We start from the raw sequence: 20,521 nt of genomic DNA on the forward strand, positions 1-20,521 counted from the left end.
CGCGGCGCCCGGCAGCGCGACCAGGTCGTCGAGCGCCGCCCCTTCGAGCCCCTCGGCCGGCAGCGACCGGATGAGGCGCCCCGACGCCACCGCCCCGCCCGCGGCCTGATCGAGCACCGCCGCCGTCAGCGTCGCCGCGACCTCCTCCAGCGCTCCGGCACCTGGGGCACGACCGGTCGCGGACGCGAGTCCGGTGACCGCGGCCACCGCGTCCGTCACCCCCTGCCGCCGTGCCGCGCCGAGCTCCTTCAGCCGCCCGGCGTCCAGCTCCTCCTGCGCCCGGCGCAGCTCCGCGCCGGTCGCGAGCAGGCCGTGCACCACGTCGGGGCGCTCCCGCACGAGCCGGTTCAGGAGGGACGCGGCGACGGTCGGCTTCGGGAGCCGCCCGACGGCCGCCGCAGACGCGCGGTCGCCCGCCTTCCTCAGCGCGGTGACGCGGCCGGTGCGGGCGGCCGTGAACTCCTCCGCCGGGACCGCGTAGAGGTCCGCGGCCGCCGCAGCGACGGCGTCCTCCTGCCGGTCGTCCGCCACGCCTCCTCCTGCCCCGGTTCCCTGAGCATCCGCCGCCGGATGCTTGGCATTCGATAACAGATCGGGTTCGACGCGCCCGTCGGACACGGGACGGTCAGACCCACTTCGTACCATGCTGGGATGCCCGGCTCCGCTCCTCGTCGTATCGGAACCGCCTTCTCCGCATTCCTCGGGATGATCGCCGTCGCCGTGATCGCCGGTGTGATGGTGGCCGTGGCGGTCACGCCCGCCATCGCGCTCACCGGCACCACCGCCAAGAACGGCATCGGTCTGTTCGAGGACCTGCCCACCGACCTGAAGATCGCGCCGCTCGACCAGAAGACGAAGATCTACGCGAAGTCCGGTGGCAAGGAGGTGCTCCTCGCGTCCTTCTACACGCAGGACCGCGAGGTGATCCCCTGGAGCGACATCACCACCACGGTGAAGAACGCCACGCTGGCCGCCGAGGACGTGCGGTTCTACACGCACGGCGGTGTCGACCCGACCGGCATCATCCGCGCGACCGTCGCCGACCTCCTGGGCAAGAACGTGCAGGGCGCCTCCACGATCACGCAGCAGTACGTCAAGAACGTCTGCGTGCAGGAGGCCGAGCAGCTGCACACGACGGCCGCGGTGGACAAGGCCTACAACGTCTGCGTCGACCCGTCCGTCGGCCGCAAGCTGCGCGAGGCGCGCCTCGCGATCGCCCTGGAGAAGAAGTACTCGAAGAACCAGATCCTGCTCGGGTACCTGAACATCGCGCCGTTCGGCGGCCGCGTGTACGGCATCCAGTCGGCCGCGCAGTACTACTACGGCGTGAACGCGAACAAGCTCACCGCCGCGCAGGCCGCGAGCCTGCTCGCGATGGTGAACAACCCCAACGTGCTGCGGATCGACCAGAAGGCGAACATCGCCCCGAACAGCACCCGCCGCGACTACATCCTGGCCAACGAGCTGAGCCACAAGCTCATCACGCAGGCGCAGTACGACGCCGCCGTCAAGACGCCGGTGAAGCCGAACATCACGCAGCCGAAGACGGGCTGCCAGTCCGCCGGCGTCGCCGGGTACTTCTGCGACTACGTGGTCAACTCCGTGCTGAACGACACGGCGTTCGGCAAGGACTACAACACCCGCTACGCGAACCTGCAGTCGGCCGGCTGGAAGATCTACACGACGCTGAACCTGGACCTCGAGAAGAAGGCCCAGTCGGTGATGAACACGTACATCCCGAAGCACTCGACCGTGTTCAACGTCGGATCGTCGGCCATCTCGGTGGAGGTCGGCACGGGGCGGATCATCACGATGGTCCAGAACAAGAACTACGACAACAGCCAGGGCGTCGACAACACGGCGGTCAACTTCAACACCGACTACGCCTACGGCGGCTCCAGCGGGATCCAGCCCGGGTCGACGTACAAGCTCTTCACCCTCCTCGACTGGCTGAAGTCGGGTCACACCCTGAACGCCTCGGTGAACTCGGACCAGCGCACCATCCCGGCGTCCGACTTCACGCTCTGCGGCTCGCCGGACGACCAGGACGGCCCCTGGTCGGTCGGCAACGACGCAGGCGCCTCCGAGAACGGTCTCCACTCGGTCACCCAGGCCACCGCGCTCTCCATCAACGGGGCCTTCGCGACCATGGGGGAGCAGCTCGACCTCTGCGACATCCGCTCCATGGCGAAGTCCTTCGACGTGCACCCCGCGAAGGGCGGCACGCTCGAGGCGAACCCGTCGTCGATCATCGGCACCAACTACGTCGCGCCGCTCTCGATGGCGACGGCGTACGCGGGCATCGCGAACAACGGCACGACCTGCACGCCGGTGGCCATCGACAAGGTGGTGAAGGCGGACGGCAGCGTCCTGTCGGTGCCGAAGACGTCCTGCCGGCAGTCCGTGGACCCGCAGGTCGCCATCGCCGCCGCGTACGCGCTGCGCGCGGTGATGACCGGCGGCACCGCCGCCGGCGACAACACCCCCGACGGCATCTACGAGTTCGGCAAGACCGGCACCACCGACGGCAACGCGAACACCTGGATGATCGGCACGACGTCGAAGGTCACGACCGCGGTCTGGGTGGGCAACATCTCCGGCTCCCAGGACCTCCGGGCGACGAACCTCGGCTACTGCCCGGCCGGGTACTCCTCCCAGGCCGCCGTGCAGCGGCACTGCCTCTGGAAGGGCATCCAGACCGCCGTGAACAAGGTCTACGGCGGGGCCACGAGCTGGCCGCAGCCCGCGTCGCAGTACCTCTACGGCGGCACGGCGACGACCACGACGCCCTCCACCGCGACCGGCACCGTGCCGAACGTGCAGGGCATGTCGAAGTCGGCGGCGGAGGCGGCCCTCGTCTCGGCCGGCTACGCCTGGGCGATCGGCGCGCCCGTCTCCTCGAGCCTTCCCGCGGGCGAGATCGCCTCGACCTCGCCCGCCATCGGCTCCTCCGCGCCGCAGCACACCGAGGTGACGATCTTCCCCAGCTCCGGCTGACCTCGTTCACGGCATCCCCATCCTCGGGTTCTACGGTGGACGGGTGAGCTCCTCCCTGCCCTCCCGCCTCCTCGGCCGCACCGGCCGCTCCGTGTCGACCGTCGGACTCGGCACCTGGCAGCTCGGCGGCGACTGGGGCGACGTCTCCGAACCCGACGCGCGCGCCGTGCTCGACGCGAGCGTCGAGGCCGGCGTCACCCTCTTCGACACGGCCGACGTGTACGGGGACGGCCGCAGCGAGCGGATCATCGGCGCGTTCCGCGCCGCCGACCCGTCGGTGCCGCTCACGGTCGCGACCAAGACGGGCCGGCGCGTCGACCAGACCCCCGAGGCGTACACCCTCGAGCATCTCCGGGAGTGGACGGACCGGTCGAGGAGGAACCTCGGCCAGGACACCCTCGACCTCGTGCAGCTGCACTGCCCGCCGACCGCGGTCTACGAGGACGACCGGGTCTACGACGCCCTGGACACCCTCGTCGCCGACGGCGCGATCGCGGCGTACGGCGTGAGCGTCGAGGAGGCGGCCCAGGCCCTGACCGCGATCGCGCGTCCGCACGTCGCGAGCGTGCAGATCATCCTGAACGCGTTCCGGCTCAAGCCCCTCGACGAGGTGCTGCCGGCCGCGGAGGCGGCGGGGGTCGGCATCCTCGCCCGCGTGCCCCTCGCGTCGGGCCTGCTGTCCGGCAAGTACGACGAGCACACGACCTTCTCCGCCGACGACCACCGCAGCTACAACCGGCACGGTGAGGCCTTCGACCAGGGCGAGACCTTCTCCGGTGTCGACTACGAGGCCGGCGTGAAGGCGGCGGCGGCGTTCACCGCGCTCGTGCGGGAGCACGGCCCGGCGGACGCCACACCCGCCCAGGTCGCCATCGCCTGGGTCGCGCAGCTCCCCGGCGTCACGAGCGTGATCCCGGGCGCCAGGAACCCGGAGCAGGCGCGATCGAACGCGGCGGCGGCGACGCTGCCCCCGCTGTCCGACGCCTTCCGCGCCGGGGTGCGGGACCTCTACGACAGCCGCTTGCGCGCCGCGATCCACGGCCGCTGGTGACGGTCAGCTCCGCGGCTCGCGGAGCGTCACGCGGATCCCGTCCCGCAGCGGCTCGACGGCCACCGCCCTGAGGTCGGGCGCGACGAGGTCGGCGTCGAGGAGTGCGCGATCCACCGTCCCCTCCACCGCGAGCGTCGTCGCCCCCGCGGCACGTCCCGCCGCGACGCCCGCCGGTGCGTCCTCGACGACGAGGCAGTCGACCGGATCCACGCCGAGACGACGGGCCGCCTCGAGGAAAGGATCGGGCGCCGGCTTGCCGACGGCGGTGTCGCTCGCGGTGACCAGGACCGGCGGCTCGAGCCCCACGGCGGCGAGCCGCGCGTACGCCAGCGGGCGGCTGCACGAGGTCACGATCGCCCAGGCGTCCCGCGGGAGCGCGTCGAGCAGCTCCCGCGCGCCCGGCAGCACGACGATGCCCTCGGTGTCGGCCATCTCCAGCGCCTCGATCGACGCGAAGGCGGCGTCCACCTGGTCGGCCGGCACGTGGCCCGCGACGATCTCCCGCGCGGGGCGGCCGTGCTCGTGGCTGGCGAAGACGTCGCCGACGCCCCACTGCTCGCCCCACCGCGCCCAGGACCGGGCGACGGCGGGCGTCGAGCCGATCAGCGTCCCGTCCAGGTCGAAGAGCACGGCACGGACGATCGGCATCCTGGCAGCCTAGCCACGGGAATTCGGGCGCCGTCCCGACTGCTGTGCCTCGCATGACGACGATCGCCATCACCGGTGCCACCGGCCACGTCGGCGGCCGTGCCGCCCGCATCCTCGGCTCCCAGGTCACCCGCCTGCTCGTGCGGGACCCCGCCCGCGCCCCCCGCATCGACGGCGGACCCGAGGTCGCTCGCATCGACTACGACGACCGCGACGGCGCGCTCGCGGCCCTCGCCGGCATCGACGTGCTGCTCATGGTGTCCGGCGCCGAGTCGGAGCACCGCCGCGCGCAGCACCGGCGCTTCATCACGGCCGCCACGGACGCGGGCGTGCGCCACATCGTCTACACGAGCTTCGACGGCGCCGCGCCGAACGCCGTCTTCACCCTCGGCCGGGACCACTGGGACGCCGAGCAGGCCATCCGCGAGTCCGGCATGGCGTTCACGTTCCTGCGCGACAACTTCTACAGCGACTTCTTCCCGATGTTCGCCGACGAGCAGGGCGTGATCCGGGGACCGGCGGGCGACGGCGCGGCCGCGGCGGTCGCCCGCGCCGACGTCGGCGACGTGGCAGCGCTGGTCCTCGCGGACCCCGCCGCGCACGAGGGGGCCGCGTACACGCTGACCGGACCCGAGGCGTTCACGTTCGCCGAGGCGGCGGAGCGGATGACGCGGGCGCTCGGCCGGCCGTTCCGGTACGAGGAGCAGACCGTCGCGGAGGCGTACGAGAGCCGGCGGGCGTTCACCGATCTCGAGTGGCAGCTCGACGCGTGGGTGTCGACGTACACCGCGATCGCGGACGGCGCCATGGACGCGCTGAGCGACCACGTGGAGCGCCTGACCGGTCGTCCGGCCCGGACGCTCGAGGAGGCGCTCGCCTCCGCCTAGGCCGAGGCGTCCGGAAAGGCTCCGTCGGCCGACACGGTGGAGGGGCTCGCGCTGTCGGCGGACGCACCGTTCCCGCCCGAGCCCGGACCGCCGGAGTCGGTGTCGGTCGGCGTCGGTGAGGTCGAGCCCGGCGCGCTCGTGCTGCCGCTCGGAGCCGGATCCGACGACGGCGGCGCAGAGGGCGTCGCCGGCGCACTGCTGCTCGTCGTCGGGTCGGGGGAGCCGCTCGCCGAGCTGCTCGGTGTCGCGGTCGGCGTGGGACTGCTCGGCGTCGACGAGGACCGGCGCGGCGTCGGGCTGGGGCTCGCGTGCGGCGTGGTGGCGACCACCCCGCCGCCCGTCGCCACCCGGACGGGCGCGCTCGACGACGAGCTGCGGGCGGGGGCAGGTGAGCTCGCGGAGACCCCGTCCTTCGCGCCCGCGTCGCCGGCGGCCACGGCGCCGGACGGCGCGTTCAGCAGTCCCGCGCTCGAGGAGATCAGGATCCCCGCGACCGCGGCGGCCAAGGCGGACGCGCCGACCGCGAGCACGGTGGGGAAGCGCGACCGGGACCCGGGAGCCCGCTCGCCCACGGGCACGAGCTGCGGCCGCGGTCCCGTGTCGAGCGACGGGGCGCTGAGCGGGATCCCGGTCCCCGGGGTCCAGGACCGCTCATGCGGCAGCGTCTCGTCCTCGCCGCGCTCGAGCACCGACGGAAGGTCGGCTCGCGGCACCTCGACGGTGTGCGTGGCGTCGGGCACGGTGATGGCCCCGGCCAGCTGCTCGTGGAGCGCCTCAGCCACCTCGGCGGCCCGAGGCCGGTCACCGGGGTCGAGTGCGGTCATCCGCGACAGCAGGTCCGCGAGCCCGGGGGAGGCGTCCGCGGGAAGCGCGGGCGGGCGGGTCAGCCGCGCCACGGCCGCCTCGGCGGCGGGGCCGGGGAAGGCACGCCGGCCCGTCAGCGACTCGAGGAGCACGAGGCCGAGGGAGTAGATGTCGCTCGCGGGCCGGAGCCGCGTGCCGCGCACCTGCTCGGGGCTGAGGTAGGCGGCGGTGCCGAGGATCGAGTCCGGCGCGGTCAGCGCCGCGCCGTCGACCATCTGCGCGATGCCGAAGTCCGTGAGCTTCGCGGTGACGCCGGACATGCCGTGCTGGCCCGCGCCCGCGCTGACCAGGATGTTGCCCGGCTTCACGTCCCGGTGCACGACGCCCTTGCTGTGCAGCAGCTCGAGCGCGCTGGCGACGTCGGCGACGATGCGGCGGGCGAAGTCGGCCGACAGCGGCCCCCGTGCCCGTTTCAGCAGCGCGCCGAGGTCGTCGCCGACGACGAGCTCCATGACGAGGTAGGTGCCGAACCGCCCGTCGTCGTTCGACGCGTCGAGCACCGACACGATCGACGGGTGATCGACGCCGGCGAGCAGCCGCATCTCCTGCGCAGTGCGCCGGGGGTCCATCGCATCGGCGAAGCCGCCGCGGAAGACCTTGACGGCCACCTTGCGCGAGAGGCGCAGGTCCCGGCCCTTGTAGACGGTCGCCATGCCGCCGCGGCCGAGCTCCTCGAGGATCTCGTACCGGCCGCCGAGCACATCGCCGGGCGCGGGCTCGTCGTTCCCGCTCGTCGATCCCACCCGGCCATTCTTCCGTACCGCGCCTTCCCGCTGACCGGGAGCGGCGACCGGATCCGCCCGTTGACGGCGTGTCGGATCAGGTCGTGGGCTGCTGCTGGGTGATGCAGTGCAGGCCTCCGCCACGGGCGAAGACCGGGCGGGCGTCCACACCGACGACGCGGCGGCCGGGGTAGGCGTCCGCCAGGGTCGCGGCCGCTCGGGCGTCCGCCTCAGGCTCCCCGAAGCGGCAGGCGATCACGCCGCCGTTCACGACGACGTGGTTGACGTAGGACCAGTCGACCCAGCCGTCCCCGTCTGTCAGCGTGGCGGGCGCGGGCAGCGGCACGATCTCGAACGGCCGGCCGGCGGCGTCCACGGCGGATTCGAGGACGGCACGCAGCTCGGCGGAGACGGCGGCGTCCGGGTGGCCGGGATCCCGCTGGTCGTGGAGCAGCACCCGGCCGGGCGACGGGATCGTGGCGAGGATGTCGACGTGCCCTCGGGTGCCGAACCGCCCGTAGTCGCGCGTCAGGCCCCGCGGCAGCCACACCGCGGCGGTGCTGCCGATGGTGCGGGCGAGCTCGGCCTCCACGCGCGCCTCGTCGGCGTACGGGTTGCGGCGCGGATCGAGCTGCACCGTGCGGGTCAGCAGCACCGTGCCCTCGCCGTCGACGTGGATCGCGCCTCCCTCGTTCACGAGCAGGGACGGCACGAGCTCCGCGCCCGCCGCCTCGGCGACCCGGCGGCCGACGTGCCGCTCACGGTCCCAGCTCGTCCAGTCGTCGTTGGCGCCCCAGCCGTTGAAGATCCAGTCCACCGCGCCGAGCCGGCCGTCGTCGCCGAGCACGAAGGTCGGGCCGCTGTCGCGCAGCCAGTACTCGTCGAGCGGGACGTCGAGCACGTCGACGTCCGCGGAGAGGTGCCGTCGCGCGTCGTCGCGCGTCTCCGGATCCACGAGCATCGTCACCGGCTCGAACTCGAGCACCGCGTGGGCGACCGCCGCCCAGGCGCGCCGCGCCTCCTCGGCGTCCTCGCCGTCGCCGAGGGTCGCGTTCGGCCGCGGGAACGACATCCAGAGCCGCTCGTGCGGCGCCGTCTCCGCGGGCATCCGCCAGCTCACGCGACGGATCCGAACGTCGGGATCGTGTCGAAGCCGTGCCGTTCCGCGTCGACGGCCTCGCCGAGCGCGGCGTAGCTGTCGGGGCGCCGGGTGAGCAGGAACGGGAACAGCGCCAGCCACTCGCGCCGCTGTGCGAGGTCGACGTCGGCGACGAGCACCGCGGACGCGTCGCGCGGCGCCTCGGCGAGCACCCGCCCGAACGGATCCGAGATGAAGGACGAGCCGTAGAAGGTGATCGCCCCCTCGCTGCCGTACCGGTTCGGCACGACCATGAACAGGCCGCTCGTGATGCCGTTCGCGACGATCACCTGGCGCCAGAGCGGCTGCGTGTCGAAGGCCGGGAAGTCGGGCTCGGAGCCGATCGCGGTCGGGTAGGCGAGCACCTCGGCGCCGGCGAGCCCGTAGAGGCGGGCGACCTCGGGGAACCACTCGTCCCAGCACGTGGGCAGGCCGAGGCGGATGCCGAGCCCGGCCGGCTCGTGCACGGGGTAGGCGTCGGTCGCGTCGCCCGGCCGGAAGTAGGTGTCCTCGTAGTAGCCCGAGGTGATCGGGATGTGCGTCTTGCGGGTGCGCCCCGCGAGCGTGCCGTCGGGCGCGACGAGGATCGCGGTGTTGTAGCCGCGGGGGTCGTCGGGCCGGTCGTCGTCGGCGGGCCGCTCGAAGAGGGAGGCGTGCATGAAGACGCCGTGCCGGCGGGCCTGGTCGGCCGCGAACGCGAAGGTCGGCCCGGCGAGGAGCGGCTCGGCGGCCTCCTTCGCGATCCCGGCGGCCGGGGTGTCGGCCGGATAGCGGGAGAGCGTCAGTTCGGGCAGGAACACCGCCGTCGCCCCGGCCTCCGCCGCCGTGGCGACGCCGTCCGTCAGCTCGGCGAGCAGGGCGTCGCGGTCCTCCTGCCAGCGGTGCTGCACGAGCGCGACCCTGATCGGCGGGGGGACGTCCGTCGTGGTGCGGAGCGGGGATCCGAGAGCGGGCGCGACGACGAGCTGCACGGCTCCATCCTGGCGGACGGCCGGCAGCAGGGCGGATCGCCGAAACGCCCACGAGCGCCGTGCGGCGCGCCGAGCGGGTCTGCCACCGTGTCGCCATGGCGGGTCGACGGAGGCGGAAGGGCGGCGACCCCTCGGGGCTGCACGCGCTCCTGATCGCCGTCGGCCTCGCCGCGATCGCGATCGTGCTGCTCTCCCTGCCGTCCCAGGAGTCGGCGGCCCTCCCGCGAGCCGTCGCGCGACCGGCCGCGCCCGCGCCGGTCGTCGGCGGCGACGCCTCCTGGCCGAACTGCCGGCGCGCGGTGACGGCGCACGCGGTGCCGCACCCGGCCTTCGCCGTCGTGGGGGTGAACGACGGGGAGCCCGGCACGACGAGCGGCTGCCTCGCCAAGACGATGGCCTGGGCCGCGACGGCGACCGGCGGACCCGGGTCGCTCGGCTACTACGTCATGGCGGCCGACCCGTGGCAGCCCGCCGAGCGGCGCTGGACGAAGCCGCTCTGGCCGCACTCCGCCGTGGTCGCGGCGCGGCGGGTCCGCATCCCGGCCACGTTCGGCACCGGCTGCGCCGGAAGCCGGACCAGCCGCGCGTGCGCCTACGTGTTCGGCTGGGCGACCGCACGGCGGGATGCCGCCATCCCCGGTGTCACGGATCCGTCCGGGCACCGCTGGTGGATCGACGTCGAGACCGTCCGCGACTTCTCGGCCGACCGGCGATTCAACGAGGCGATCATCGAGGGGATGGCCGCCTACTTCACGGCGCCGGCCGCGGAGGGCGGCCTCGGCACGTCGACCGGCCTGTACTCGAACCTCTACTACTGGGGCGCCATCGTCGGGGACCTGCGACCCGGGAGTCCCCTCGACCGGCTGGACGAGTGGTACCCCATCGGCCCCGGGACCGCCGCCGATGCCGCCCGCGCCGGCCGCGACCTCGCGCCGTTCACCCCGGGCGGGCGGATCACGATCGTGCAGGCCGTCGCGGGCGGGGTCGACGTCGACGTCGCCGTGCGCTGACCGCCGGTCCGTAGCCTGTGGACCATGCAGGCACCGCCGTCCTTCGACCTCTCCGGCCGCACGGCCCTCGTGACCGGTGCCGGCGGTCCCACCGGCATCGGCTTCGCCACCGCCCGGCTGCTCGGGCTCCTCGGCGCCACCGTCGTGCTCACCGCCACCACGGACCGCGTCGAGGAGCGCGCCGCCGAGCTGGCGGCCGAGGGGATCTCCGCCACGGGCCTGATCGCCCGGCTCGAGCACGAGGCCGGCGTCGAGGCCCTGGTCGCCGCGCTCGGGTCCGTGCGTCCGACCGTGCTCGTGAACAACGCCGGCATGGTCGCGGTCGGGGAGGCGATGTCGTCCGGCGACGTGACCGGCGATCCGGCCGCCTGGAGCGCGGCGCTCGCGCAGAACCTGACGAGCGCGTTCCTCGTGACCCGGGCGCTCGTGCCCGGCATGCGGCGCGCGGGCTGGGGGCGGATCGTGAACATCTCGAGCGTCACCGGCCCGGTGATGGCGAGCCGCGCCGACGTCGGCTACGCCGCTGCGAAGGCCGGCATGGTCGGGCTCACCCGCGCGGTCGCCGTCGACGAGGCGGCGCGCGGCATCACCGCGAACGCGGTCGCGCCCGGCTGGATCGCCACCGGATCCCAGCTGCCGGAGGAGGCGGCGGAGGGGCACCGGGTGCCGGTGCGCCGCAGCGGGACGCCGGACGAGGTCGCCTCCGCCGTCGCCTGGCTCTGCACGCCCGGCGCCGCCTACACGACCGGCCAGGTGGTCGTCGTGGACGGCGGCAACAGCGTCGCCGAGCAACGCCTCGGCTGAGCGGCCGCCGAGTACCCGTTGACCGCCTCCGGCGCGGCGGCGGATGATGCGCACGGAGGCGTTTCATGGCAGAAGCAGCGGAGTCCCGGCAGCTCGTCGAACCGGTGATCGTGGTGGGGGTGCTGCCCGACCAGCCCCTGTGGGTGATGCAGGTCGCCGGGGAGTTCGCGCGCACCTTCCGGGCGCGGCTCGTCTGCGTCACCGTCGACGCGACTCGGTACGTGCTGCAGGACCTGCCGGACGGCACCCTCATCTCCGCGCCCATCGATCCGGAGGCCGGCGGCGACGAGCCGGTGTTCCCGCCGGAGCGGCTCGACGAGATCGAGGCGCTGCTCACGCCGATGGGCGTGCGCTGGTCGATGCGCGAGCTCGTCGGGGAGGCGGCGACGTCCCTCATGACGGTGGCCGACGAGGAGAACGCCCTCATGATCGTCGTCGGCACCCGCCAGAACGGCTTCGGCGGGGCCATGCGGCGCTTCTTCGGCGGCTCCGTCGCGGTGCGCCTCAGCCACCGCCAGTACCGGCCCGTCGTGGTCGTGCCGATCGAGCCGTCGCCGGACGACCGGCGGATGCCGTGGGACGCGGACGATGTGGTCGACCATCCCCGCGGCCGTCACGACGGAGGCGCACAGCCCCCGGCCCCGGTCGCCTAAACTGGGCGGCCGCCTCCCCGCACCGGGGATCGGCAGGGGACGGGGGCGGATCATCTACTCCGAGGCGGCCGTCCAGCACTTCGTGGGTCGCGCCGTCTTCGTCAGAGCCGACGCCTACCAGCGCCAGGGCCGCGTCGCCGACGCCCGCTGGAGCAACGACCGCACGATCCTCACCGGCCACGTCCGCGGTGCCGCCCGGCTGCCGTACTCGGCCAGGGTGCGCATGCGGATCGCCGAGCACGGCCCGGAGCCCATCACCGGGCTCTGCAACTGCCCGGTGGGGGAGCGGTGCAAGCACGTCGGTGCGCTCCTGCTCGAAGCGGTGCGGACGCCCGCGCAGACCGCGAGGCAGGGCGTCGGCGCCCCGTGGCGTCGGGCCCTCGACCCGATCCTCGAGGGGCTCGATCCGCGCGGCGGCACCGCGCCGCTCGGCCTCTGGTTCGAGCTGCAGCCCGGCAGGCCGAACGGCCCGCGCCGTCCCGTCGCCCCGGTCGTCGCCGTGCGCCCCGTGCAGCTCGGAGCCGGCGGGCGCTGGCGCCGCACCGGCATCTCCTGGCGCGACTTCGCTCAGGTGACGGCGCTGCACGATTACGACGACGACCAGGCGCGGCTCCTCCGCGAGCTCCACCTGCTGCTCACGGACGGCGCCGCGCCGCTCGCCACCGGCACCTGGCTCGGCCTCGACCGGGCGCGCAGCACCCGCCTCTGGACCCTCCTCGACGACGCGCAGCACCTCGGACTCGGGCTCGTCACGGGCGGCACGGCGCAGACGCCGCTGCTGCTCGCCGCCCAGCCGGCGGTCCCGGCGATCGACGTCGGCCGTGACGACGAGGGTCTCGTGCTGAAGCCGCTCGTCACCGACGGCGACCCCGCCTCCGCGCCGCCCGTGCCCCAGCCGTTCGTGCTCGTCGGCGAGCCGGCGACGGGGCTCGCGACCTGGCAGCAGGAACCCGGCACCGCGCTGCCCGAGGCCACGGTCGGGCTGGCGCGCTTCGCCGAGCCCGTCGCGCCGCAGGCGCGCGCCTTCCTCACCCTCGACGACCCGATCCGCGTGCCGCTCCAGGAGGAGGGCGCCTTCCTCACCGAGCACTACCGTCGCCTCGCCACCCTGCTGCCCGTCGTCTCCCGGGACGGCACGTTCGCGCCGCCCGCGCTGCCCGTGCCGCAGCTCGGGCTCACCCTGCGATTCGCCGCGACCAAGCCCGTCGAGGGCACCTGGTGGTGGCGCTACCGGGTGCCGGGCGAGGACGTGCAGGTCGAGCGCTCGCCGTTCGATCCGGACGGCGGCCACACGTTCCGCGACGCCTCCGCGGAACGCCGTCTGCTCGAGCACGTCGCTGCGGCCGGCGTCACGCCGGAGTCGGCGCCGGAGCTCTTCGTACCGGGCTCCTCACGGCTGAAGGCCGGGTTCGGCTTCGCCGGCACGGCGGCGATCGACTTCGCGCGCGACGTGCTGCCGCGCATCCGGGCGATCGACGCCCTGCTGCTCGAGGAGAAGGGTGCCCCCGTCGACTACCGGCCGGCGGAGCAGGCGCCCGTCGTCACCATCGAGACGCGCGAACGGGCCGGCGATCGCGACTGGTTCGACCTCGACATCGCGGTGCGGGTCGGCGACGACTCGGTCCCGATCGCCGACGTCATCCGCGCGCTCGCCCGCGGCGACGACTACATGGTGCTGCCGGGCGGCGTGTACTTCCCCCTCGACTCCGACGCGTTCGCCCGGCTCCGCGACCTGCTCGCCGAGGCGCGCGAGCTCGCCGACGACGGGGGCGGGGGGATGCGCATCTCCCGCTTCCAGGGCTCCCTGTGGGAGGAGCTCGCCGAGCTCGGGATCGTGCAGCGGCAGGCGGAGTCGTGGCGTCGCGCGGTCGCGGGCCTCGCGGGCAGCGCGGAAGGCCGGCTGCCGCCGCAGGCGCTGCCGGAGCACTTCCCGGCCGTGCTGCGCCCCTACCAGCAGACCGGCTACGACTGGCTCTCGTTCCTCTACGACAGCGCGCTCGGCGGCGTGCTCGCCGACGACATGGGCCTCGGCAAGACGGTGCAGTCGCTCGCCCTCGTCGCGCGGGCCGTCGCCGACCGGCGGCTTCCCGGCGGTGAGACCGGCCGGCCGCGATTCCTCGTGATCGCCCCGACGAGCGTGGTCCCGAACTGGACGGCCGAGGCGGCGCGCTTCGTGCCCGACGTCCGCGTCGCCGCCGTCTCGGAGACGACGCGGCGCAGCGGCCGCACCATCGTCGAGACCGTCGGCGACGCCGACCTCGTGGTCACCTCGTACGCGCTCTTCCGCCTCGAGGCCGAGGCGTACCGGAGCGTGGCCTGGGCGGGGATGCTCCTCGACGAGGCGCAGTTCGTGAAGAACCGGAACGCGGCCACCCACGCGGCGGTGCGCAGCCTCGACGTGCCGTTCAAGCTGGCGATCACGGGCACGCCGATGGAGAACTCCCTGATGGACCTGTGGAGCATCTTCTCGATCGTCGCCCCCGGTCTGTTCCCCTCGCCGACGGGGTTCGCGGACGCCTACCAGAAGCCGATCGAGCGCGAGGGCGACCCGGAGCGGCTCGCGCAGCTGCGGCGACGCATCCGTCCCCTCATGCTGCGGCGCACGAAGAAGGCCGTGGCGGCCGACCTGCCCGAGAAGGTCGAGCAGGTGCTCGAGGTCGAGCTGCATCCGGAGCAGCGGGCCGTCTACGACCGCCTGCTCGCCCGGGAGCGGCAGCGGGTCCTCGGGCTCATCGACGAGTTCGGCCGCAACCGGTTCGCGATCTTCCGGGCGCTCACCACGCTCCGGCAGGCGGCGCTCGACGCCGCCCTCGTCGACCCGGAGCTCGACGACGTGCCGTCCACCAAGCTCGACCTGCTCGAGGAGCTGCTCGGCGATGCGCTCGACGAGGGCCACCGGGTGCTCGTCTTCAGCCAGTTCACCCGGCTGCTCGGCCGGGTGCGGAGACGGCTCGACGCGGCCGACATCGGGTACGCCTACCTCGACGGATCCACGGTGCGCCGCGACGAGGCGATCCAGCGGTTCCGGGGCGGTGACGCCGACGTGTTCCTCGTGTCGCTGAAGGCCGGCGGGTTCGGGCTCAACCTCGCGGAAGCGGACTACTGCATCCTGCTCGATCCGTGGTGGAACCCCGCCGCCGAGGAGCAAGCGATCGACCGCGCCCACCGCATCGGCCAGACCAGGTCCGTGCACGTCTACCGGCTCGTCGCGAAGGACACGATCGAGCAGAAGGTCATGGCGCTGAAGGCGGCGAAGGCCGAGCTGTTCGACGCCGTGATGGAGGACGCGGAGGGCCCGGCCGGCGCCGCGATCACCGCGGAGGACGTACGGGAGCTGCTCGGCTGACGCGCTTCTCCGAACGGAGTCGCCGCCTCCGTCGACCGCCCCCCGGCGGTCGGTGGGGCCCGCTGTACCCTCCACGGAAGGAGGTCCAGTGCCGATCGCAGTGCCGAGCGCCGTCGCCCCGTGGGACGCGTCCCTCACCGGCGCCGAGCACTCGCTCGTGCTGTACGGCATCCTCGTCGCGGGACTCGCCCTCGGTGCGGCGCTCGTTCGGATGGGGGCGACCTGGCGGGACGTGACGCCTCGCTATCGAGCGGCGACCCTCGCCGGTACCCAGGTGATCGGGGTCGCGTTCGCGTCGTACGTCGTCATCGCCGTGCTCTTCCTGCTCGGCTACGACCGTGCCGGCGGGATGTGGCGGCCGAACGACGGCGCGGCGGCCGCCTGGTCCGTCCGGTTCATGGACTGGTCGGTCAGCGTGCCGCTGCTCGTCGTCGAGCTGATCGCGGTGAGCGCACTCGCCGGGCCCGTCGCCCGCCGGCTCCGCTTCCTCGGGGCCGGCGCCGCGTTCCTCATGATCCTGCTCGGCTACCTCGGGGGCGTGGTGATCGACGGCGGCACGAACACGACCGCCCTCGCGATCTGGGGTTCGATCGCGTCCGTGTTCTTCGCGGCGCTCTACGTGGTGCTGATCTTCACCGCGGTGCGCACGGTGCCGTCGCTCACGCCGTCGGCGCGCAGCCCGTACCGGTCGGCGATGCTCGTGCTGCTGCTCGTCCTGTTCGTCTATCCGATCGTCTTCGGCCTGCAGGGCCAGGTGTGGGGCGGTGGTTGGACGACGATCGAGCAGCTGGCGTTCTGCGCCGCGGATCTCGTCGCCAAGGTCGGCTTCGGCACGCTCCTGAACCGTGTCGCCCGGATCCGCAGCGCGGCCGACGTCGCCGCGGGGGACGACACCCACCCGGAGTCGATCTGGGTCGATCAGCGGAAGCTGTCGGACGGTGTCGCGCCGGCGGTCCGTCTCGCGGAGTACGGCGAGCGGTTCGACCGCTGACCGGCACTCGGCCGGCGCACCGCTGCGGGCGCGTGTGCACGAGGCACGGGCTGCGCCGCGACCCCCACGGAGCGCATCCGCACCTCGGCCTCATCATCGATCCCACGGAGTGCCTCGGCGATCTGCCGCTCGAGCCGGAGGACACGGGAATGGAGCGTCTCATCGTCCGGCAGCCGGAGGAGGAAGTACTCCGCCACGGTGCCGCGGCGGCCGCGCCGGAGCCGGATCTCGCCGTGGAAGCCGCGGCCGATCTCCGAGCGGGAGGCGAGCTCGATGACGTCGTCGGCCGACGAGACCACGTAGATCTCGCCGTACCCGACCTGGTCCCTCCCCACCGCGATGGTGAGTGAACGGGTGAGGCGGATCATCACCTGCTCCTCACCGGTGCGCACGTCGGCACTGATGCGCGGTGACAGGGGATCCGCCTCGAGGGCGGACGCGTTCTTCAGCCGGGGACGCAGGAGAAGCACCACCCCGACGAGCACGGCCGCGGCGAGCAGGAGTGTCGGCAGCACCAGCAAACCCATCACCTCCGCGCGATCCCGGCCCCTCGGGGCCGTCCTGCATCCGCTTCAGCGCACCATCCTGGCGCGCTCGCCTGATGATGCGCCGATTGCGCACCGACGTACCGTTCCCGTGTCACGGCCGGGACGTCGCCGGTCAGCGGATGTGCTTGCGCTGCAGGAAGTAGGAGCGGTTGTCCCGCTGCACCTGGGCGAGGGGCACCCCGGGGCGGGGCTTCGTGTGCTCGCTCCAGGCGGTGCCGTTCCACCACCGCAGGCGGCGGGGCTCGTCGGAATCGGGGTACCAGCCGGGCTGCTGGGCGACGTCGGACGTCATGGGGGTCTCCGTGGGGGCGGAAGGGGCGGCGCGATCGCCGGGGAGCGGTCGTGCCTCGGGTGAGGCCATGCTGACCGGCCGGCCACGCCCCGCGCGATCCCCAGTCCGGGGGCCTAGCGTTGACGCGGACGACGCGTCGTGAGGGGGATCGGGTGGAGCGACACGGGCGGGGCACGGCGCTGCTCGTGGCCGGCACGTTCTTCATGGAGAACCTGGACGGCACGATCCTCACCACCGCCGTGCCGAGCATCGCCCGCTCGTTCGGGGACAGCGCGGCTGCGATCGGCACCGCGATCACCGCCTACCTCGTGACCCTCGCCGTGCTCATCCCGCTGTCCGGCTGGCTGACGGAGCGGTTCGGCGCCCGGCGGGTGCTGCTCACCGCGATCGTCGTCTTCACGCTCGCGTCCGCCTTGTGCGCCGCCGCCCCCGGCCTGCCGGCGCTCATCGGCGCGCGCGTGCTGCAGGGCGTCGGCGGGGCGCTGATGGTGCCGGTGGGGCGGCTCGTCGTGCTGCGGGAGACGGCGAAGGCGGATCTCGTCCGCGTCGTCGCCCTGCTCACCTGGCCGGCGCTCGCCGCCCCGGTGATCGCGCCGCTGCTCGGCGGCCTGCTCGCCTCGACCCTCGGCTGGCGGTGGATCTTCCTCGTGAACCTGCCGCTCGGGGTCGTCGCCGTGCTCGCCGCCCGCCGGCTCGTGCGGGGTGGGCCCGCGGAGTCGGTGCCGCGCCTCGACGTGTCGGGGCTGCTGCTCGTCTGCGTCTCCGTCGCGGCGGTGACCGCGCTCGGTTCGGTGCTGTCCGCGCCCGACGTCCTCTGGCCGCTCGCCGCGGTCCTCGGGGTCGTCGGGTTCGGCACGGGAGCGATCGCCGTGCGGCACCTGACCTCGTCGTCGCGGCCGCTGCTCGCCCTGTCGGCGCTGCGCATCGGGTCGTTCCGGATCGCGCATGCGGGCGGATCCGCGTTCCGCCTCGCGGTCAACGCGGTGCCGTTCCTGCTGCCGCTGCTCTTCCAGGTCGGCTTCGGCTGGTCGCCCGTCGAGGCCGGCGCGCTCGTGCTGCTGCTCTTCGCCGGCAACCTCGGCATCAAGCCGGTCACCACCCCGCTGCTCACGAGGTTCGGGTTCCGGCCGGTGCTGGTGCTCGCCACGGTGTGCTCGGTCGCGGCCGCGGTGATGAATGCGTTCCTCACGGCGTCGACGCCGCTCGTGCTGATCGGCCTCGTGCTGCTGTTCGGCGGCGCCGCCCGGTCCGTCGGCTTCACGGCATACAACACCGTCGCCTTCGCCGACGTGCCGTCGGCCGGCATGACGGACGCGAACACCCTCGCCTCGACGGTGCAGCAGATCGCGGCGGGTCTGGGCGTCGCGGTCGGGGCCGTCGCCCTCCGGGCCGGCACCGCGGTCGCCGGACCCGGCGGCGGGCTCCTGCCGTACCGGATCGCGTTCCTCGTGATCGCCGCGATCCTGGCGATCGCCGCGGTCGAGTCGCTGGTCGCGCCGGGAGCGCTGGGGGAGCGGATCCGCCCCCGGCGGGCCGTCCAGGCGCCGGGGAGAGGATGAGCACGTGCGCGTGCTGGTGATCGGCGCCACCGGCCATGTCGGCGGCTACCTGGTGCCCCGGCTCGTCGACGCCGGCCACGACGTGGTCGCCGTCAGCCGCGGACGGCAGCGGCTCTACCGCGAGCATCCGGCATGGTCGTCCGTCGAGCGGGTGACAGCGGACCGCGAGGCGGAGGACGCGGCCGGGACCTTCGGCGCCCGGGTGGCCGGACTCGCCCCCGACGCGGTCATCGACATGGCGTGCTTCACCGCGGCGTCGGCGGCGCAGCTGCTGGACGCGCTCCGCGGGACGGCGGCGCTGCTGCTGATGTGCGGCACCATCTGGGTGCACGGGCGCCTCACCGCCGTGCCGGCCCGGGAGACGGATCCGCGGTGCCCGTGGGGCACCTACGGCATGCAGAAGGCGGCCATCGAGCGGCTCGTGCTCGACGCGGCGGCGGCGGGCGAGGTGCGCGGCAGCGTGCTGCACCCCGGCCACATCAGCGGGCCCGGGTGGCCGGTCATCAACCCCGTCGGCAACCTCGACCTCACGGTCTGGGAGCGGCTGGCCACCGGAGCCCGCGTGACGCTGCCGGACCTCGGCCTGGAGACGCTGCACCATGTGCACGCCGACGACGTCGCGCAGGCGTTCCAGCTCGCGCTCGAACGGCCGGAGGCCGCCGTCGGGCAGGCCTTCCACGTGGTCGCCGAGCGGGCGCTCGCCCTCGCGGGGTTCGCCGAGGCGGTCGCCGGCTGGTTCGGCGCCGAGGCCGACCTCGCGTTCCTGCCGTTCGACGAGTGGCGGTCGACGACGACCCCGGAGCACGCCGACACCTCCTACGAGCACGTCGCCCGCAGCCACGTGATGAGCATCGAGAACGCGAGGACGCGGCTCGGCTACGCGCCCGCCTTCACCGCCCTGGAGACGGTGCGGGAGGCCGTCGAGGCGCTCGCCGCGGCCGGGCGCATCCGCGTCCCGGCCTTCGTCTGAGCCGTCCGGCGATCAGCCGCCGATGTGCGCGAGCAGCGCCGCCGTGAAGGCCGCCGGCTCCTCGAGGTGCGGGGAGTGGCCGCAGTCCGGCACGAGCAGCTCCGTGACCCGGCCGCCCGCGTCGCGGTAGCGGTCCAGGACCGCGCGGGTCTGGCTCACCATCGGCTGCGGCGGCGCGACGTCGGCGCCGGGCCAGCCGGGTATCGCCCCGATCGAACCGAGCAGGTTGAGGTCGAAGAACGAGCCGTCCGAGACGATCACGTCGTCCGCTCCGTGCACCCAGAGGATCGGCGGCTTCTGCCGCGCGTCCACGACGGCGGTGAGCTCGAGGTGATCGGGCGTCATGGTGTTCAGCACCCCGCGCGAGCCGGGTCCGAAGCCGGGCCACGCGTCGGCGGCGGTGGCGTCGCCCGGGTAGTGGTCCTCGCCCGTCGCGGTGGTGAGCATCGACTCGACCCACAGGTCCTCGTTCGGGATGCGCTCCGGATGCTTCACGTACGTGGTGCGGTACACCGTCCGCGGCGAGGTCGGCTCGGCGTCGGTCCGATCCCCGGCCGAGAGGGCCGCGACGAACGCCGGGTTCGCTCCGCCGCCGCCGGTGCCGGCGCCGCCGTTCAGGATCCGGCCGTCCGCCGTCGTGCCGCCGAAGCCGTACGGCGACACCGGCGACTCGAGGGTGAGGGAGGCGACCAGGTCGGGTCGGTCGAGCAGCACCTGCAGCACCACGCCGCCGCCCATGCTCCAGCCGAGGAGGTGCACGGGGCCGGTGCCCAGCGTGTCGAGCACGGAGGCCACGTCGTCGGCGTAGTCGCGGAGGCCGCGGGTCGCGTCCACGGGCAGGCGCTCGCTGTCGCCGAAGCCGCGCAGGTCGACGGCGAGGGCGCGCAGCCCGGCCGGCAGGCCGAGCATCAGCGGCTGGAAGAACAGGGAGGAGGACACGTTGCCGTGCACGAGCACGACGGTCGGGCCGTCGCCGCGGCGTTCCACGACATGGGCGGTGAGTCGCGGCGTGCGCACCTCGGATGCGGTGAGGCCGTCGAGCAGGGTCTGCATGGGGGAGCTCCTTCGTT

Annotated in this window: 17 protein-coding genes and 1 pseudogene; 10 read left to right on the forward strand and 8 right to left on the reverse strand. The window is 73.9% G+C overall.

Annotation, left to right across the window (positions count from 1 at the left end):
* Positions 1–531, reverse strand: a pseudogene (locus JWQ92_RS10455) (hypothetical protein); the annotation flags it as partial.
* Between the two features lie 120 nt (positions 532–651).
* Here JWQ92_RS10455 and JWQ92_RS10460 point away from each other — a divergent pair.
* A complete protein-coding gene (locus JWQ92_RS10460; RefSeq protein WP_297344398.1) occupies positions 652–2,997 on the forward strand; it encodes a penicillin-binding protein in 2,346 nt (781 codons plus the stop codon).
* Between the two features lie 55 nt (positions 2,998–3,052).
* Positions 3,053–4,048: an aldo/keto reductase gene (locus JWQ92_RS10465; RefSeq protein ID WP_297344445.1), complete on the forward strand. Its 996-nt coding sequence runs from the start codon at positions 3,053–3,055 to the stop codon at positions 4,046–4,048.
* 3 nt (positions 4,049–4,051) lie between these two features.
* Here the strand turns inward: JWQ92_RS10465 and JWQ92_RS10470 are convergent, their stop codons facing one another.
* A complete protein-coding gene (locus tag JWQ92_RS10470; protein WP_297344399.1) occupies positions 4,052–4,696 on the reverse strand; it encodes an HAD-IA family hydrolase in 645 nt (214 codons plus the stop codon).
* A 53-nt stretch (positions 4,697–4,749) separates the two neighbouring features.
* On the opposite strand from JWQ92_RS10470, the gene JWQ92_RS10475 reads away from it, so the two are divergent.
* Positions 4,750–5,583 carry an SDR family oxidoreductase gene (locus JWQ92_RS10475; protein WP_297344400.1) on the forward strand — a complete coding sequence of 278 codons (834 nt, stop codon included), beginning with the start codon at positions 4,750–4,752 and terminating at the stop codon, positions 5,581–5,583.
* Here the strand turns inward: JWQ92_RS10475 and JWQ92_RS10480 are convergent.
* The 3 genes from JWQ92_RS10480 to JWQ92_RS10490 all read right to left on the reverse strand — a co-directional run bounded on the left by JWQ92_RS10480 (position 5,580) and on the right by JWQ92_RS10490 (position 9,278).
* Complete coding sequence (locus tag JWQ92_RS10480) at positions 5,580–7,190, reverse strand: serine/threonine-protein kinase (protein ID WP_297344401.1); 1,611 nt, start codon at positions 7,188–7,190, stop codon at positions 5,580–5,582. The two genes, JWQ92_RS10475 and JWQ92_RS10480, sit on opposite strands and share 4 nt — an antisense overlap.
* Positions 7,191–7,266: 76 nt before the next feature.
* Positions 7,267–8,289, reverse strand: coding sequence for an agmatine/peptidylarginine deiminase (locus tag JWQ92_RS10485; protein WP_297344402.1), 1,023 nt, complete (start codon positions 8,287–8,289; stop codon positions 7,267–7,269).
* Positions 8,286–9,278 carry a nitrilase-related carbon-nitrogen hydrolase gene (locus tag JWQ92_RS10490; RefSeq protein WP_297344403.1) on the reverse strand — a complete coding sequence of 331 codons (993 nt, stop codon included), beginning with the start codon at positions 9,276–9,278 and terminating at the stop codon, positions 8,286–8,288. Before JWQ92_RS10490 ends, JWQ92_RS10485 begins: the two co-directional genes overlap by 4 nt.
* Before the next feature lie 95 nt (positions 9,279–9,373).
* On the opposite strand from JWQ92_RS10490, the gene JWQ92_RS10495 reads away from it, so the two are divergent.
* From JWQ92_RS10495 to JWQ92_RS10515, 5 genes are all read left to right on the forward strand, one after another.
* Entirely contained in the window at positions 9,374–10,288 is a 915-nt protein-coding gene (locus tag JWQ92_RS10495; protein ID WP_297344404.1) for a hypothetical protein, read from the forward strand.
* A gap of 24 nt (positions 10,289–10,312) precedes the next feature.
* Positions 10,313–11,092 (forward strand): SDR family NAD(P)-dependent oxidoreductase, encoded by a 780-nt coding sequence (locus tag JWQ92_RS10500; protein WP_297344405.1) that lies wholly within the window; start codon positions 10,313–10,315, stop codon positions 11,090–11,092.
* A 65-nt stretch (positions 11,093–11,157) separates the two neighbouring features.
* Complete coding sequence (locus tag JWQ92_RS10505; protein ID WP_297344406.1) at positions 11,158–11,745, forward strand: universal stress protein; 588 nt, start codon at positions 11,158–11,160, stop codon at positions 11,743–11,745.
* Positions 11,681–15,091, forward strand: a complete 3,411-nt coding sequence (locus tag JWQ92_RS10510; protein ID WP_297344407.1) for a DEAD/DEAH box helicase — start codon at positions 11,681–11,683, stop codon at positions 15,089–15,091. Before JWQ92_RS10505 ends, JWQ92_RS10510 begins: the two co-directional genes overlap by 65 nt.
* An 88-nt stretch (positions 15,092–15,179) precedes the next feature.
* Entirely contained in the window at positions 15,180–16,082 is a 903-nt protein-coding gene (locus JWQ92_RS10515; protein WP_297344408.1) for a bacteriorhodopsin, read from the forward strand.
* Here the strand turns inward: JWQ92_RS10515 and JWQ92_RS10520 are convergent.
* On the reverse strand, positions 16,010–16,597 hold the full coding sequence (locus tag JWQ92_RS10520; RefSeq protein ID WP_297344409.1) for a hypothetical protein: 588 nt from the start codon (positions 16,595–16,597) through the stop codon (positions 16,010–16,012). The genes JWQ92_RS10515 and JWQ92_RS10520 overlap by 73 nt on opposite strands.
* Positions 16,598–16,742: 145 nt before the next feature.
* Complete coding sequence (locus tag JWQ92_RS10525) at positions 16,743–16,922, reverse strand: DUF2510 domain-containing protein (protein ID WP_297344410.1); 180 nt, start codon at positions 16,920–16,922, stop codon at positions 16,743–16,745.
* Positions 16,923–17,074: 152 nt separating this feature from the next.
* On the opposite strand from JWQ92_RS10525, the gene JWQ92_RS10530 reads away from it, so the two are divergent.
* Both JWQ92_RS10530 and JWQ92_RS10535 read left to right on the forward strand, forming a co-directional pair.
* Positions 17,075–18,481, forward strand: a complete 1,407-nt coding sequence (locus JWQ92_RS10530; RefSeq protein WP_297344411.1) for an MFS transporter — start codon at positions 17,075–17,077, stop codon at positions 18,479–18,481.
* Between the two features lie 4 nt (positions 18,482–18,485).
* Positions 18,486–19,451, forward strand: a complete 966-nt coding sequence (locus JWQ92_RS10535; protein ID WP_297344412.1) for an NAD(P)-dependent oxidoreductase — start codon at positions 18,486–18,488, stop codon at positions 19,449–19,451.
* 12 nt (positions 19,452–19,463) lie between these two features.
* Here JWQ92_RS10535 and JWQ92_RS10540 read toward each other — a convergent pair whose 3' ends face one another.
* On the reverse strand, positions 19,464–20,504 hold the full coding sequence (locus JWQ92_RS10540; RefSeq protein WP_297344413.1) for an alpha/beta hydrolase: 1,041 nt from the start codon (positions 20,502–20,504) through the stop codon (positions 19,464–19,466).
* Positions 20,505–20,521 lie beyond the last annotated feature (17 nt).

Origin of the sequence: Amnibacterium sp., from assembly GCF_025463795.1 — a bacterium.
In the GTDB taxonomy this organism is placed as follows: domain Bacteria; phylum Actinomycetota; class Actinomycetes; order Actinomycetales; family Microbacteriaceae; genus Amnibacterium.

Coding starts and splice junctions, on each gene's coding strand:
- JWQ92_RS10540 (WP_297344413.1), bottom strand. CDS start 20,504: ATGCAGACCCTGCTCGACGGCCTCACCGCATCCGAGGTGCGCACGCCG.
- JWQ92_RS10510 (WP_297344407.1), top strand. CDS start 11,681: ATGTGGTCGACCATCCCCGCGGCCGTCACGACGGAGGCGCACAGCCCC.
- JWQ92_RS10495 (WP_297344404.1), top strand. CDS start 9,374: ATGGCGGGTCGACGGAGGCGGAAGGGCGGCGACCCCTCGGGGCTGCAC.
- JWQ92_RS10470 (WP_297344399.1), bottom strand. CDS start 4,696: ATGCCGATCGTCCGTGCCGTGCTCTTCGACCTGGACGGGACGCTGATC.
- JWQ92_RS10475 (WP_297344400.1), top strand. CDS start 4,750: ATGACGACGATCGCCATCACCGGTGCCACCGGCCACGTCGGCGGCCGT.
- JWQ92_RS10460 (WP_297344398.1), top strand. CDS start 652: ATGCCCGGCTCCGCTCCTCGTCGTATCGGAACCGCCTTCTCCGCATTC.
- JWQ92_RS10500 (WP_297344405.1), top strand. CDS start 10,313: ATGCAGGCACCGCCGTCCTTCGACCTCTCCGGCCGCACGGCCCTCGTG.
- JWQ92_RS10505 (WP_297344406.1), top strand. CDS start 11,158: ATGGCAGAAGCAGCGGAGTCCCGGCAGCTCGTCGAACCGGTGATCGTG.
- JWQ92_RS10525 (WP_297344410.1), bottom strand. CDS start 16,922: ATGACGTCCGACGTCGCCCAGCAGCCCGGCTGGTACCCCGATTCCGAC.